12 protein-coding genes are annotated in these 13,672 nt (G+C 62.5%); 3 read left to right on the forward strand and 9 right to left on the reverse strand.

Annotation, left to right across the window (positions count from 1 at the left end):
* Positions 1 to 135: 135 nt before the first annotated feature.
* The 5 genes from SINAR_RS0106980 to SINAR_RS0107000 all read right to left on the reverse strand — a co-directional run bounded on the left by SINAR_RS0106980 (position 136) and on the right by SINAR_RS0107000 (position 5,413).
* On the reverse strand, positions 136 to 1,065 hold the full coding sequence (locus SINAR_RS0106980; protein WP_027998427.1) for a sugar ABC transporter substrate-binding protein: 930 nt from the start codon (positions 1,063 to 1,065) through the stop codon (positions 136 to 138).
* Between the two features lie 239 nt (positions 1,066 to 1,304).
* Positions 1,305 to 2,117 carry a TIM barrel protein gene (locus tag SINAR_RS0106985; protein WP_027998428.1) on the reverse strand — a complete coding sequence of 271 codons (813 nt, stop codon included), beginning with the start codon at positions 2,115 to 2,117 and terminating at the stop codon, positions 1,305 to 1,307.
* A 201-nt stretch (positions 2,118 to 2,318) separates the two neighbouring features.
* Positions 2,319 to 3,206 carry an NAD(P)-dependent oxidoreductase gene (locus SINAR_RS0106990; RefSeq protein ID WP_027998429.1) on the reverse strand — a complete coding sequence of 296 codons (888 nt, stop codon included), beginning with the start codon at positions 3,204 to 3,206 and terminating at the stop codon, positions 2,319 to 2,321.
* Between the two features lie 172 nt (positions 3,207 to 3,378).
* Positions 3,379 to 4,635 (reverse strand): DUF2254 domain-containing protein, encoded by a 1,257-nt coding sequence (locus tag SINAR_RS0106995; protein ID WP_027998430.1) that lies wholly within the window; start codon positions 4,633 to 4,635, stop codon positions 3,379 to 3,381.
* Positions 4,636 to 4,855: 220 nt separating this feature from the next.
* A complete protein-coding gene (locus SINAR_RS0107000; protein ID WP_027998431.1) occupies positions 4,856 to 5,413 on the reverse strand; it encodes a DNA-3-methyladenine glycosylase in 558 nt (185 codons plus the stop codon).
* Positions 5,414 to 5,624: 211 nt separating this feature from the next.
* Here SINAR_RS0107000 and SINAR_RS0107005 point away from each other — a divergent pair, with 211 nt between their 5' ends.
* Positions 5,625 to 6,176: a methylated-DNA--[protein]-cysteine S-methyltransferase gene (locus tag SINAR_RS0107005; RefSeq protein ID WP_027998432.1), complete on the forward strand. Its 552-nt coding sequence runs from the start codon at positions 5,625 to 5,627 to the stop codon at positions 6,174 to 6,176.
* Position 6,177: 1 nt separating this feature from the next.
* On the forward strand, positions 6,178 to 7,443 hold the full coding sequence (locus SINAR_RS0107010) for an adenylate/guanylate cyclase domain-containing protein (protein ID WP_027998433.1): 1,266 nt from the start codon (positions 6,178 to 6,180) through the stop codon (positions 7,441 to 7,443).
* Positions 7,444 to 7,562: 119 nt separating this feature from the next.
* On the opposite strand, the gene SINAR_RS0107015 is transcribed toward SINAR_RS0107010, so the two are convergent.
* From SINAR_RS0107015 to glgA, 3 genes are all read right to left on the reverse strand, one after another.
* Entirely contained in the window at positions 7,563 to 8,339 is a 777-nt protein-coding gene (locus tag SINAR_RS0107015; RefSeq protein ID WP_027998434.1) for an ABC transporter substrate-binding protein, read from the reverse strand.
* Positions 8,340 to 8,452: 113 nt separating this feature from the next.
* Positions 8,453 to 9,364, reverse strand: coding sequence for a DMT family transporter (locus SINAR_RS0107020; protein WP_027998435.1), 912 nt, complete (start codon positions 9,362 to 9,364; stop codon positions 8,453 to 8,455).
* A gap of 187 nt (positions 9,365 to 9,551) precedes the next feature.
* The gene (gene glgA / locus SINAR_RS0107025; protein ID WP_027998436.1) at positions 9,552 to 11,012 is read right to left on the reverse strand and encodes a glycogen synthase GlgA; all 1,461 of its coding nucleotides are present in this window, start codon (positions 11,010 to 11,012) and stop codon (positions 9,552 to 9,554) included.
* 511 nt (positions 11,013 to 11,523) lie between these two features.
* On the opposite strand from glgA, the gene SINAR_RS0107040 reads away from it, so the two are divergent.
* Entirely contained in the window at positions 11,524 to 11,985 is a 462-nt protein-coding gene (locus SINAR_RS0107040) for a YbhB/YbcL family Raf kinase inhibitor-like protein (RefSeq protein WP_027998437.1), read from the forward strand.
* A 45-nt stretch (positions 11,986 to 12,030) separates the two neighbouring features.
* Here SINAR_RS0107040 and SINAR_RS0107045 read toward each other — a convergent pair whose 3' ends face one another.
* Positions 12,031 to 13,626, reverse strand: a complete 1,596-nt coding sequence (locus tag SINAR_RS0107045; protein ID WP_027998438.1) for a winged helix-turn-helix domain-containing tetratricopeptide repeat protein — start codon at positions 13,624 to 13,626, stop codon at positions 12,031 to 12,033.
* Positions 13,627 to 13,672: the final 46 nt, after the last annotated feature.

The following is a 13,672-nucleotide window of genomic DNA, read 5'->3' on the forward strand; positions in this document are numbered from 1 at the left end:
CGGTGGGCGGAACATGCCTTCCTTTCGGCCTGCCGGGCTCGGACGGATGGGACCGCGCGGCGCCCAAGGCGCGGCATGACGACCCCCTCGGCCCTAAACGGGGGTGCGGCGTTGCCGCGCCCCCGGCGGCGAAGATCAGTTCTTCGCCTGATATTGCTCCAGGTTCTCCTTCGTGACGAGCTCGAAAGGAATGTAGACCTTTTTCTCGACGGGCTCGCCCTTGGCGAGCTTCAGCGCCGCGTCGACCGAGCCCTTGCCCTGACCGGCAGCGTTCTGGAACACGGTCACGTCGAGGTCCCCGGCGGCCATGGCTGCGAGCGCGTCCTGCGTTGCGTCGATGCCGCCGATCACGACGGAGTCCATCGAACGGCCCGCCGCCTTGAGCGCCTGGATCGCGCCGATAGCCATTTCATCGTTGTTGGAGATGACGGCGTCGAATTCGAGGCCGGCGGAAAGCCAGTTCGTCATGAGATCCGATCCCTGGGTGCGTGACCAGTTCGCGGTCTGCTCCTCGACGATCTCGATGCCCTTGCATTCGTCGGTTGCGATCACGTCATGGATGTCCTTGGTGCGCATGCGGGCGGCCTGGTTCGAGAGCTCGCCCATCATGACGACGGCCTTGCCCTTGCCGCCCAGCATCTTGCAGATTTCCTTGGTCTGCAGCGTGCCGGATTCCTGCTCGTTCGATGCCACGAATGCCTGCTTCTCCGGAAGCGTGTCGACGTTCACCGGCTCGCGGTTCACATAGACCAGCGGAATGCCGGCGTCGGCAGCGATCTTCGACATGGCGGCGGTGGCGTCGGTGTCGACCGGGTTGACGATGATGGCGTCGACCCCGGCGGCGATGAAGTTCTGGATCTGGCTCTGCTGTTTGGCGACGTCGTTCTGCGCGTCTTCGACCTGCAGCTCGACACCCTCGAGCGTCTTGGCGTAATCCTGCATGCCGTTGCGCAGCACCGTCAGGAAGTTGTCGTCGAAGAGGGCCATCGACACGCCGATGGTCTCCGCATGCGCGGCCGTCGACATCAGGACGGCCATCGCAGTGCCCAGGAAAAATTTCTTCATTGTTCTTCTCCTCCACTTGGTGCCGGCCACACCTTCTTCAGCCGGAAACGCGATCTTCTTCCCGAGATCGCGTTCGGTCTTCGACCGGAAGCGGCACTCCCGCTGCACCTCCAGTCAAAACGGAATAAACAAACCAGAGTTTTGACATTACGGAATATGTATTCCATTTTATGCGGACGCCGTCAAGTGCGTCCTGGCGCGCCGGTCTGGATTCCTGCTCTTTCCACTGCCGGTGGCGATCAGCTCCGCGACCGGAGGTAGTCCATGCTCTCGCGCAGGGCGTCTGCCGGGTCGGCAAGTTCGTGCACGGAAGGGGCAAAGGGCTCGAATGAGAAGGGGCCAGCATAGCCTTGATCCCGCAGCCGGCGAATCTGGCCCTGATTGTCCAGCCTGTCGGCGGCCCCGACGAGAACGCGATGCGGATCGCGCATGTCTGAGACGGCCAGGTTTTCGTCGATGACGCCGGAAATATGCACGAGACCGGTGAGATCCGGAAAAAACTGGTCTTCGCCGGCAAGGTGATGGTGGAACGTGTCGTGCACCAGGCGGAAAGTCCGTTCGCCGGAGACTGCCCGGATCGCTTCGGCGGCTTCCGCCTTCGAGCGCAGCGAGCAGACCTCGAAGCCGAGCGGCTCCACAAGGCCGACTACGCCCGCCGCGTCGAGCATCGGCTTCAGCTCGCCGAGCGCCTGTCGAAGATTGGCTGGTCGCACGCCGTCCTCCTTGCCGCTGCCGTCATTGACGGGCACCAGCACGAGGGCCTTCGCGCCGCAATCGCGCGCATAAGAGATGAGTTCGCGCGCTTCGGCTGCCCGTTGCTCGTTCCATTCGTTGAAGCGCTGCAAGGCGTTGATCGAGATGATCGTCAGCCCGTGCTTCTCCGCAAGGGCTTTCACCTGCTGGGGGCTCGTCCCGTCGAGAATGGCGTTGCCGGCGAGGTCGTTGCGGATTTCGACCAGGGAGATGCCGAGCGATCTCGCAAGCGAGAAAAACGCATCGACCGGAAGGCGAGGCGCGGCCATATGGTTGAGGGCGAAGGGGAGGGCGGTCATGACGGATGTCTCCTCGGGAACAGTGCTGAGGTGCGGCGATGTCGGAACGTTTGTTCCATTTTCGGTCGCAGTTACATTCACCATTCCGCGAGACGCAGTCAAAGCCGCAGACCAGCGGCAATGTTGCATTCCTGCAAGATTGCATTTCACCGCTGATGGAATTCTGTCATGCCACCCGCCAGAAGGCGCTCGCCGTCGCCTTCACTCGAGACCGTTCGCTTCGGCGATGAAATCCGACAGCATCGGCACGTAGTCCTCGCCGCGACCCGCGCCGACCGCCTGTGCAAATGAGTTCCGGACGGCCGCCCCGACCGGATTGGCGACGCCGGCGGCAATGGCGTAGCCGGCAAGATAGCTCATATCCTTGAAGCCGTTGCGGATCGCGAATTTGTGGGCGTTCGGGTCGCGTTCCAGCACCCAGCGGAAAAAGGTCTGATAGAAAGGGCAATCCATCCGGCCGCCGCGAATGACGCTGTCGAATACCTCGGGCGTGAGCCCGGCCTTGCGCCCGAGCATCAGCGCTTCTGAATAGAGCGCCGCGTAACCCATGGACAGAAAGTTGTTGAGCAGCTTCATCGTGTGACCGGAGCCGGTCGGCCCCGTATGAACGATGCGACCGGCGAAGCATTCGAGTACCGGCCAGACTCGCTGCACGTCTGCCTCCGAGCCGCCGACCATGACGTCGAGCGTGCCCGCGGCGGCATCGGCCGGCGTACGGCTGAGCGGCGCATCGACAAGAGTAAGGCCGCTTTCCGCGAGATCGGCCGCAAGCTTCGTCGTGACGGAGGGATCGGATGTGGAACAATCGACGATGGTGACCGGCCTGCCCGCGCTCGCGATTCCCTCCGGGCCGCCGATGACCGAGAGGACTTCCGGCGAGCCGGTAACGCAAAGGACGATGACGTCGCATTGCTGCGCCATCTCGCGCGGCGTCTTCGCTTCGCGGGCGCCCGCGGCGACGAGCGTCTCGACAGGGGCCCGGTTGCGATGCGCCATCACGTGGAGCGGCCAGCCCTTTTTCAGAATATTCGCCGCCATGCCCTGGCCCATCAGCCCGAGCCCGATGAAGCCTATGTTCGATTTCGTCATCTAATCGCCTCCTCTACCTTCATGTTCCGGATGTTGAACGACTGGCATCGACGATCCTAGAGAATTCGAGCGGGATGCGGGTGGAAAACTGCGAGCGTCTTTTCCAGAATTCGTCTAGCGGGACTTCGCCATGCGCCCATAGCTTGTTCGTTTTCTGGGACACCGGTAGATCTCAGCTTTTCCCGACCTTGTCCGCCTCCCGCCTCAGCCTCTGCAGGTCGCTCGCTATGCCGAGTGCCGCTTCCGCTCGCTCCAGGGCTTCCTTCGAATGCCGCATGGCTGCATCGCGAAACCGGGCCTGGTTGAACTTCGCGAGTGTGCCGAACGCCTTCTGGAGCCGGACTCCGACTTCGACGATGCCAGCGCCATCCCGAGCGATCGGCGTGAAAAGATCGTCGAAAACTTCGTCGAGCTCGATTGCCGGCACATAGATGTTTGGATACAGCACCTCGTCCTGCAACGTCGTCTCCTCGGTCCAGACGGCAAGCACGCGCAGCGCTCGGCTGATGACGTCGATCGCGGTCCCGGGATCGTTGATGGCCGGCGACAGGGCGCGCGACGCTATTTCGGCCAGCACCGCCGCCCCGAACCTCGGATCCTGATCGAACGAACGCGTATCTCTCACCGAGAAGCATCTGGCAATCTCGGCAAGGGCATGCTCGTCCTGTGTGCCATCGACGGAAGCGACGGGCCGGTTTGGATCGACAAGCTGGCCAGGTATCAATCGGACGAAGATGCGGACCTTCGTATCGTTCGCGATCGCGGAAAGCCTGCTTACGTCGAGATGCTGGATGTAGCCAATCCTGTCGATAAAGACCGGATTGGCGGATACGGGGATGTGTGCGGCGTCGGCCAACGGGTTTCCGCCGAGGTAAGGTCGCAAGCGCCGCGATCGCATGGCCTCGATCGTGACCGCCTCGACCTGTTCCGTCGTCTCGGTAACGCGTCCGAGCCGCGAGAGATGATCGATCCAGCGCAGCAGCGTCACAATGATCAGGACGATGACGCCGATCGTCACCACGAACAGGACAAGGCGGCCCTGGTCGCCGTAGGCGCCGGTGCTGAGAGCGATGATGCCGACGAGGCTGAACAGAAACGACCCAATGAAGGTCGCGAGCACGTTCTGCGTCGTGCTGTCTTCCATGAGAAGCTTCGTTGCCCGTGGCGTGACGCTGCTTGTCGCCGCCGAGTAGGCCGATACCATCGTGCTTAGCGAAAACGTCGAGACCGTCAGCATGCTGGAAGCGATGATCCCCAGCACGTTGTCGACTGCGTCCGCTCCTATTCGGTTCGGAAGACCTCGCGGAATGAAAGGGCCGAGGAAAATCGCAACAAGCGCAGTTATAATCGCCAGTATGGAGAATAGCGTGGACCGGAACCAGATTCGGCGTGTAAGCTGCGAAAATAACCAAGTCCAACGTGATGTCATCGACTATCCCATTTACGGTCATGCATGGTCGAACCAATACTGCATTTGCCCTCTGATCTGATCTGGTGAAACGACACAGTTATGCAGTAGGTCAGAAAGCTCAAGCGATCTTTTGCGCGTCCGATAAGGTGCGCGGATCCGTGGTTTAAGGACAGAAGCGGGTCTCCGTGTCAACTTGAACGGAACCGAAGAACGGCTTCACCGGACCGGCGAAGCTGCGTCAGAACTTGCGGCTCACGAAGGGCGAGCCGGCCAGCCCGAACCGCCAGGGCTGTTCTACGGCCTTGGTAATGCCGACGCGGATTCCGGTGGCGACCGGCGGTCTCGTAGAGGTCAGGGTGAGGCGGAATGGATCCTTTCCGAGCGGCAATCCGTCCAGTTCCCGGTTGATCGCCAGCGCCTGGCCGACGCGCCCCGGTCCGGAACACAACAGCCTTTCTTCGCGGACGCCCCTTCTCGCCCGCATCGTCCCGACGCCCCATTTCGGTTCGATTGCGCGGATCAGCACGGCGCTGCCGGGCAGGCAGACGAAATTAAGGCACCAGTGCAGGCCGTAGGAAAGATAGATATAGGCATGCGCCGGTGGACCAAACATCGCCCGATTGCGCACCGTGGTGCCGGAGAAACTATGCGACGCCGCATCGTCGGGGAGATAAGCCTCCGTTTCGACGATAGTGCCGCCGACGCCGGAGACCGTGAAATCCGCACCAATCAGTTCCGCCGCCACCTCAACGGCGCTGCGCGCGAAAAAATCGACATCTGAGGTCAAACGATACACCGGTTCGATGGAGCCATTCCCGTATCCTATGCGAGAGGTCCGGCGAGCGCCACGGCATGAGCGCGGAAAGGAATCGTCTTTTTTAAACTGCCCCTAGGGAAAACGGGTTGAATTGGAAGGCCGGGCGCACGATTCTCCATAAAGGAATCGAACGCGCTACCGCGACACGGCGTGCCTCACTCGGCATTCGGCGCTGGAGGAGAGCGAACCCATGAACCATTACCATGTTTTCGAAACCGCGAGCGGCTACTGCGGCATCGCATGGAGCGATGCCGGCATCACCCGATTCCAATTGCCGACGCGAAGCGCAGACTCCACCGAACGGCTGCTCCTGCGGCGGCTGCCGAACGGCGCTCCGTCCCTTCCGCCGCCGCGGATTGCAGAAGCGATCGCCGCGGTGAAATCCTATTTCGAGGGCAGGGAAACGGATTTCTCCCGTTTCGATCTCGATCTGCGAGGACAGGACGCCTTCTTCGAGAGGGTCTACCGGGCCGCGCGAAAGATCCCGTGGGGCGGGACGACCACCTACGGCGCGCTTGCGAAGGAGCTCGGCGCGGGCCCGGAGGCGGCCCGGGATGTCGGCCAGGCGATGGCCAAGAATCCCGTAGCGCTGATCATCCCCTGTCATCGGGTGCTCGCAGCCGGCGGCAAGATCGGCGGCTTCTCGGCGCCGGGCGGCTCGTCCGCGAAGCTGAGAATGCTCGAAATAGAAGGCGTCAAAATCGCTCCGCCGGAGCCTGCGCAGCAATCACTGGGGTTTTGAAATGGCCATCACGAAGCCGAGCGAGGCGGACCTCGCAATTCAGTCTCCAACAGAGCCGCGCTCGCTTCTGCCCAGCGAAAGCGAGGGGTCCTGGCCGGCGCGGCGGCGCCGGATCATCGACTGGCTCGTCATCGAGACGCGCGGTGAGCGCTTCATCGACAACATCTTCGTGGAGATGTGCCGAAAACTGGCGGAGGCGGGCGTGCCCGTCGCCCGTGCGACCCTGCATTTCAGGATTCACCACCCGCAATGGGTGGGTGCACGGATTCTGTGGCGAAAGGGCCTGGCGGAGGCAGAGCTCGATACCTATGCCTATGGCGTCGAAGACACCAGCCAATACCTGAACAGCCCCTTGCGCGAATTCAATGACGGGGCGGAGGAGGTGCGCGGGCGCCTTGACGACCCGACGGCCGGCGGTCCGGATTACCCGCTCTATGCCGAGCTGCGCGGGGAGGGACTGACCGATTATATCATCTGGCCGCTATACCATACGCTCGGCAAGCGCCACGCGATCACCTTTGCGAGCGACCGGCCGGGCGGGTTCAGCTCCGAAGATCTCGCTTTCCTGAAGGATATTCTGCCGGCCCTGGCGCTTGTCAGCGAAATCCGGCTGAAGAACCGCTTAGCCCGCACTCTGCTCGAGACCTATGTCGGCCCGCATGCGAGCGAGCAGATTCTTGCCGGAGCGACCACGCGCGGCAGCGGCGTGACCGTGGGCGCCGCGATCCTGATCTGCGACCTGCGCGACTTCACGAAACTGTCTGACCTCTGGCCCAGGGACGACGTCATCGAACTCCTGAACGGCTACTTCGACGCCATGTCCGAGCCGATCGAGCGGCATGGCGGGGAGATCCTGAAATTCATGGGTGATGGATTGCTGGCGATCTTCCCGCTCAGCAACCCCTGTGCCTGCAGTCAGCTTCTCGGAGCCATCGACGAGGCACAGGCCGCTCTTGCCGCCCTCAACGAGGAGAACCTGCGAAAGGGCCATGATCCGCTGGGATACGGCATCGGCGTGCATGTCGGCGATGTGATGTATGGCAATATCGGTTCGCGCAGGCGTCTCGATTTCACGGTGATCGGACCAGCCGTCAATATCGCTTCGCGCCTCGAAACGCTTACAAAGGAGTTGAAGCGTCCGGTTCTGCTCTCAAGAGCCTTCGTCGAAAAGGCAGGCTGTGCAGGGCAGCTGGAAAATCTGGGTTCCTATGCATTGCGGGGCCTTGACGAGCCGGTCGACGTCTTTGCCTTCTCGGGCAAGCGGTAGCCCCTCATCCGGCCTGCCGGTCACCTTCTCCCCGCAGGCGGGGCGAAGGAAACTCGCGGCAACCGCCCCCGCGTCCCCAGAGGGTTAGGGTTGAACCCCGACGGGAGGGGCATGCGCCATTACTTCATCGTATAGACGTCGATGGTGAAGTACTTGTCGTTGATCTTCTTGTAAGTCCCGTCAGAGCGAATCTCATCGAGTGCCTTGTTCAGCCTCTCGCGCATTTCGTTGTCTTCCTGGCGGACGGCAATGCCGACGCCGTCGCCCACGAACTTCCTGTCGGTGATCGGCTCGCCGATCAACTCGCAGCAATCCTTGCCGTCGTCATTCTTGGTGACCCAATCGAGCATCGGCAGCATGTCGCCCACCTGCAGGTCGAGCCGACCGTTGACCATGTCGAGATTGGCTTCGTCCTGTGTAGGATAGAGCTTGATCTCGGCATCCGGGTAGACGGCGGCGATATAGTCGGCCTGGGTCGTGCCGGATTGGGCGCCGATCACCTTGCCCTTGAGTGCCTCATTGCTGAAATCGGTGATCCCGGCTTCTTTCGGTGCCACATGCGTCATCGCGGCGAGATAGTAGGGATTGCTGAAGGCCACCTGCTTCTTGCGCTCCTCGGTGATGAACATCGAGGCGATGATCATATCGTACTTTTTGGCAAGCAGGCCGGGGATGATGCCGTCCCAGTCCTGGGCGACGACTTCGCATTCGACCCCCATGCGCTCGCAGAGCGCGAGACCGATTTCCACGTCGAAGCCACCGATCTTGCCGGTGGAATCGACGAAGTTGAAGGGCGGATAGGCTCCCTCGGTGCCGATCTTCAGCTTCTCGGCAGCAGCCACGGGAGTCGACAGTGCAGTGCCGGCGAGTGCCAGCGCCAGGATGATGTTTCTCATATTGGTTCCCCTTGCGTTTGCGCCGTTCTCCGGCGCTTCAAGGGAACTCTATGGGCAGATTTCGCATAAACGAAATCGATAGGCGCGATAACCGTTATTTCCTGCGTTGATCCTCAGCCTTTCAGGCGACCCTGCCTCTTCAACTGCTGTTCACGGAAGAAGATGAAGAGGCCGGACGCGACGATCAGCCCGGCGCCGATCACCATCGACAGCCGCGGCGTGTCGCCGAAGATCAGCCAGCCGAAGAAGATTGCCCAGAAGAGCAGCGTGTATTGCAGCGGAGCCACGGTCGCGGCGTCGGCAAGCTTCAGCGCCCGGTTGACGAGTACGTGGGCGACCATCGCGACCACGCCGAGCAGGCAGATGAGCGCCGTGTCGAGGGGTTTAAGGGGCGTCCAGTCGAAGGGCGCCCAGACGAGCCCTGCGACCGCGGCCCCGGCGACCTGCCAGAAGGCGAGCGTCGTATCGGGAGTGCCGCGCAGAGACCGCCCGGAAATCATCATGAAGGCGAAGGTCATGCTGCCGAGAACCGAGATGACGGCGGGGAGCGTGAAAGCCTGTGACGACGGTTCGAGCGCGACGATGACGCCGACGAAACCGACGGCGATTGCCGTCCAGCGACGCCAGCCGACAGGTTCCTTCAGCACCAGCGGCGAAACGGCCGCGACATAGATCGGTGCGGCCAGCCAATAGGTCATGACATCCGCAAGCGGCAGATAGATCACGGCGAAATAGAACGCGACCACTTCGGCGGTCGAGGCGACGACGCGGGCAAGCTGAAGACCGGGTCGCTCGAGTGCGAAGAGTTTCTTCGGGCCGCTCATCCACAGAAAGGGCGCGAGCAGAAGGGCAGCGGCGACGCTGCGGATCAGCACCACCTGGCCGACCGAATAGGTCGCGACCAGCCACTTTCCCATGACGTCATTCACGGAAAACATGAGCATGCCCAGGAGCATGACGACCACGCCGGCGCGGGCAGTTGCGTTTTCATGCGAAAGATTGCCGGGGACGCTGTCGACGGCCATGGATGCGAATTCCTTCAGAGCGGGACCGCGTTTCCGCGGAACATGTCCGGCCACGAGGCTCGGGCTTCAGCGAATCCGGCCGGTGACCTGCTCAGCCATTCGCATATTCGAGCGGCGCAATCCATGCCGCACTGCTTATCAATTCATCACCTTTGCGAATGATAGGGTTCAGCGAAACCGCGCTGCGTCAGGCGCTGCCGACGAGGCGCATGTCGGGGTTGAGGAGTTCGCTGTAAAGCTCTGCATAGCGGGCCGCACTGCGGTGCCAGGAGCAGTCGGTTTTCATGCCCTGCCGGCGAAGGCTCTCCCAGACGCGTCGCAGCCGGTAGAGCCTGAAGGCCCGGCGCAGTGCGAGGCGCAATCCATGCTGGTCGATAGGCGAAAACTGTATGCCGGTCGCGACATGGGCGTGGAGCGCGGCGTCGTTGGCATCGATGATGGTTTCCGATAGGCCGCCGGTGCGGGCGACGACCGGTACGCAGCCATAGCGCAGGGCATAAAGCTGAGTGAGCCCGCAGGGCTCGAATCGGGACGGAACGAGCATGGCATCCGCGCCGGCATGAATCTTGTGGGCGAGGTGCTCGTCATAGCCGATGCTCACGCCGACGTTCTGGGGGAACCGTCGCGCAAGATTCATGAATGCGGCCTCGAGCTCCTCGTCGCCTTGTCCATGAATGATCAGGGTGCCGCCATTGTTGACGATCTCGTCGGCGGTCGCCGCGAGGAGGTCCATGCCCTTCTGCCATGTCAGCCGGTTGATGCTGGCGAAGATCGGGCCGCATGTGTTCGGCAGACCAAAGTGCTGGAGCAGCACCTGCCGGTTGGGCATGCGGCGCAGCGGCACACGCGCCGAATAGTGATGTTCGATGCAGGGATCCGAGGATGGGTCCCATACTTCCAGGTCTATGCCGTTTACGATGCCCACGACGTCTGCGTGCCGCTCGTTCATCACGCCCTCGAGCCCCATGCCGAACGCCGGAGACATGATTTCCCGGGCATAGGTGGGGCTAACGACAGTGATGGCATCGGCCGCCTGCAGGCCGCCCTTGAGGAATCCGATGTCGCCGTAATATTCGACGCCGTCGATCGAATAGGCTTCCGGCGGAAGGCCGAGTTCGGGAAAGTAGTGGGCCGGAAATTGCCCCTGGAACGCCAGGTTGTGCACGGTCAGAACGCGAGGGATGGTGTCGTCGCCGGCACATTTCAGATAAAGGAGACTCATCGCGGCGTGCCAGTCATGCGCATGGATTATGTCCGGCCGCCAGTTCGGTACGAGCCCGCTGGCGATTTGTGACGCCACCCGCGAGAAGGCGGCGAAGCGCTTCCAGTTGTCGGCATATTCCCGGCCGTGCCTGTCCGTGTAGAGGGCTCCTTGCCTGTTGTAGAATCCCGGCGCATCGAGCACGAAGAGATCCAGCCCATGAGCCCGCCCCGCGACGAGGGTGGCGCGCTCGCCGAACAGATCATCAAATTCAGCGATCGCTGACGCTTCGTTGAGCGCACGCACGACGCCGGGATAGCCCGGAACGAAGCTGCGCGTATGGATCCCGTGGGCTCTGAGCGCCTTGGGTAGGGATCCGGCTACGTCTGCAAGACCGCCGGTCTTGACGAGCGGAAAAATTTCGGCCGTGACGGACAGTAGTTGCATCGATCATGTTCCGGGAAATGCGTTGACTGCGACCGGCCTATTCGCCGCCGATGTGCTTTCATCAACACAATCATGAGCCTCAAAGTTCCGGCCGTCTCGCGAAATTTTGTCTGCGCATGACGCGCGGTTTTGCGCGGCCGGGATTCGCCGCAATTGCCGCCGTTTCGCCGCCGAAGACCCTGTGCCGCTTGAACGGCATCCACCCCATGCCGCCGGCCGGAACATTCCCGATCCCCCGGAGTTTTTCCGCGCCGAGCCGGTCTCGATCTCGCTGCTCCGCGGTTGTTCCCGTGCTGGTTTCTCTTATCTGCCTCGCTTCGGCGAGGCTTTTTTCGCCGGCATCCGCGGGTGACCGACCTGCGGAACACAAGCGGCGGCCCTTGGTTCTGCTATTTGCGCGAGGAGGCGCCGATGGACAATACCCCGCGCTCTCGTTCGTAGCAGCCGCGCCGCGCACCTCGCCGGACGTCAATCGCTGCGGCACTTGCCTTTAAATGGAAGGAGGCACCTGATGACCTTCAGTCTGATCAGTCCCGTATTCGCCGACGGTCAGCCGATACCGGAGAAATACACCCGCTTCGGCGAGAACCTGTTCCCGCCACTGAAATGGACGGGGACGCCCGAGGGAACGCAAAGCTTCGCGCTGATCGTCGAGGATCCCGATGCGGTGAGCGGTCTGTTCCGCCATTGCGCGATCATCAACATTCCCGGAAACTGGACCGAGCTTCCGCAGGCCGTCGACACCGGCCCCGAACGTGGGATCAAATTCATCAAGAACGATTTCGGCAATGCTCGTTATGACGGGCCGCAGCCACCCTCCGGAACGGGCGTGCACCGCTACCGGTTCAGGCTTGCCGCCCTCAATGTCGGCAACCTTTCGATCCCGGACGATGTGGGTGCGGCGGAAGCCTGGGAGAGGGCGTGCAAGCATCTCATCCGCGAGGCGGAGATCGTCGGCACATACGAAGGCTAGAGCACGGCGAGGAAAAGGCGCGGCGGTTTTGCGTCCGTAACCCGGTCACTCGGGCAGCCCGGCGAGCCGCAGTCCGTGCGCGAAGCGCGCGAGATCCTCCGGGCGCTGGATCGGCAGCCAGTTCCTGAGATTGGAAACGCGCAGCGACGGGTCGAGCGCCCGCAGGCGCTGCATGGCCTTGTGCGCTTCCTCCCCCCGTCCGGAAAGTGCATGGCTCGCCGCGACCAGGGCGACCGCGACCAGCAGGCTAGGCAGATTTCCCAGCGCCCTTTCCGCCCAGACCAGAGCGGAATCGAAGCGGCCGGCGAAGAAATGCGCGAGCGCCGTTCCAGCTTGCATCCTGAACATTTCCTGATCCAGCGGGCTCAGCCGGGCGGCATGCTCGATATGTTCGATCGCACTCTCCGGTTCACCGCGGAAAACGCGCAGGAAGCCGCCGAGGAACCAGGCGGGGGCGAAGTTGGGGTTGAGCAGCCGTGCCCTGTCGATAAGCGCGATGCCGCCGTCCAGGTCGCCGACGAGATGTCCGAGTGCGTGCCCGCTTCTTGTCAGCGCCACCGCATCGTCCCGGCCGAGCTCCACCGCCAGCCGCGCCAGGCGCGCACCCTCGGCTATCTCCCCGGTCCGATCGATCATCCAGCCGTTCAACTTGCGCCAGAAATAGCACCAGGCGGCCCCGGCATAGGCAGATGCAAATTCCGGATCGAGCTCGATCGCCCTGTAGAACAAGGGCAGCGCCGCCTCGATCGCCTCGTGGGTTCCGCTGTGGAGTTTCGCCATTCCCCGCAGATAGTAATCGTGGGCGTCGAGGCTTTCCGTCGGTTTGCGCTTGGCGCGTTCCATTTCCGCCCGCTCGACCTGCGGTGCGATAGCGCCGACGACGCTTTCGGCCATGCGGTCCTGCAGCTCGAAAATGTCGTCCAGCGTGCCCTCGAAACGCTCCGCCCAGAGATGCGTCCCGGTGGTTGCGTCGATGAGCTGCCCGGTGATGCGCACCCGGTTTCCGGATTTGCGCACGCTGCCTTCCAAAACATAGCGAACGCCAAGTTCCCGGCCGACGTCCTTTACCTCCACCTTACGACCCTTGTAGGAGAAGCTCGAATTGCGCGCGATGACGAACAGCCAGCGGATGCGCGAGAGGGCCGTGATGATGTCCTCCACGATACCGTCGGCAAAATATTCCTGTGCCGGATCGCCGCTGAGATTTTGAAAAGGCAGGACGGTGATCGAGGGTTTGTCCGGCAGGATGAGCGCGAAGGGCGTTTCTCCCGATCCGCCGGCGGCGTGTGACGCGACGCCTGGCCCGAGGGGCTGTCGGACTTCTGCGATCCCGCTGACCCTGATGTCGCCGACGAAGCGGAACCCCTTGCGGGCGACCGTCCGGATAAGGCGCTGCTCCCCGCCGGTGTCGCCGATGGCCTTGCGGACCGCATTGATGTGGCTGGTGATCGTCGATTCCGAGACGATCCGGCCGCCCCAGACCGCTCGGAGGAGCTCGTCCTTGCTGACGACGCGGTCGCGGGTGCCGACCAGATGCAGCAACAGGTCGAAGACCTGCGGTCCGACGGAAACGACCTGCCCGCGCAGAGTGAGTTCCCGGCGCTCCTGGTCGAGTACATAGTCTCCAAACATGAACTGCACTTCGGCTTCCCCCGGCCGAAAGCCCTCGTCCCTGTCCGGGGCAACC

The sequence above is a fragment of the Sinorhizobium arboris LMG 14919 genome (assembly GCF_000427465.1).
Classification (GTDB): domain Bacteria; phylum Pseudomonadota; class Alphaproteobacteria; order Rhizobiales; family Rhizobiaceae; genus Sinorhizobium; species Sinorhizobium arboris.

Coding starts and splice junctions, on each gene's coding strand:
- SINAR_RS0107005 (WP_027998432.1), top strand. CDS start 5,625: ATGAACCATTACCATGTTTTCGAAACCGCGAGCGGCTACTGCGGCATC.
- SINAR_RS0106995 (WP_027998430.1), bottom strand. CDS start 4,635: ATGACATCACGTTGGACTTGGTTATTTTCGCAGCTTACACGCCGAATC.
- SINAR_RS0106985 (WP_027998428.1), bottom strand. CDS start 2,117: ATGACCGCCCTCCCCTTCGCCCTCAACCATATGGCCGCGCCTCGCCTT.
- glgA (WP_027998436.1), bottom strand. CDS start 11,012: ATGCAACTACTGTCCGTCACGGCCGAAATTTTTCCGCTCGTCAAGACC.
- SINAR_RS0107020 (WP_027998435.1), bottom strand. CDS start 9,364: ATGGCCGTCGACAGCGTCCCCGGCAATCTTTCGCATGAAAACGCAACT.
- SINAR_RS0107040 (WP_027998437.1), top strand. CDS start 11,524: ATGACCTTCAGTCTGATCAGTCCCGTATTCGCCGACGGTCAGCCGATA.
- SINAR_RS0107010 (WP_027998433.1), top strand. CDS start 6,178: ATGGCCATCACGAAGCCGAGCGAGGCGGACCTCGCAATTCAGTCTCCA.
- SINAR_RS0107015 (WP_027998434.1), bottom strand. CDS start 8,339: ATGAGAAACATCATCCTGGCGCTGGCACTCGCCGGCACTGCACTGTCG.
- SINAR_RS0106980 (WP_027998427.1), bottom strand. CDS start 1,065: ATGAAGAAATTTTTCCTGGGCACTGCGATGGCCGTCCTGATGTCGACG.
- SINAR_RS0106990 (WP_027998429.1), bottom strand. CDS start 3,206: ATGACGAAATCGAACATAGGCTTCATCGGGCTCGGGCTGATGGGCCAG.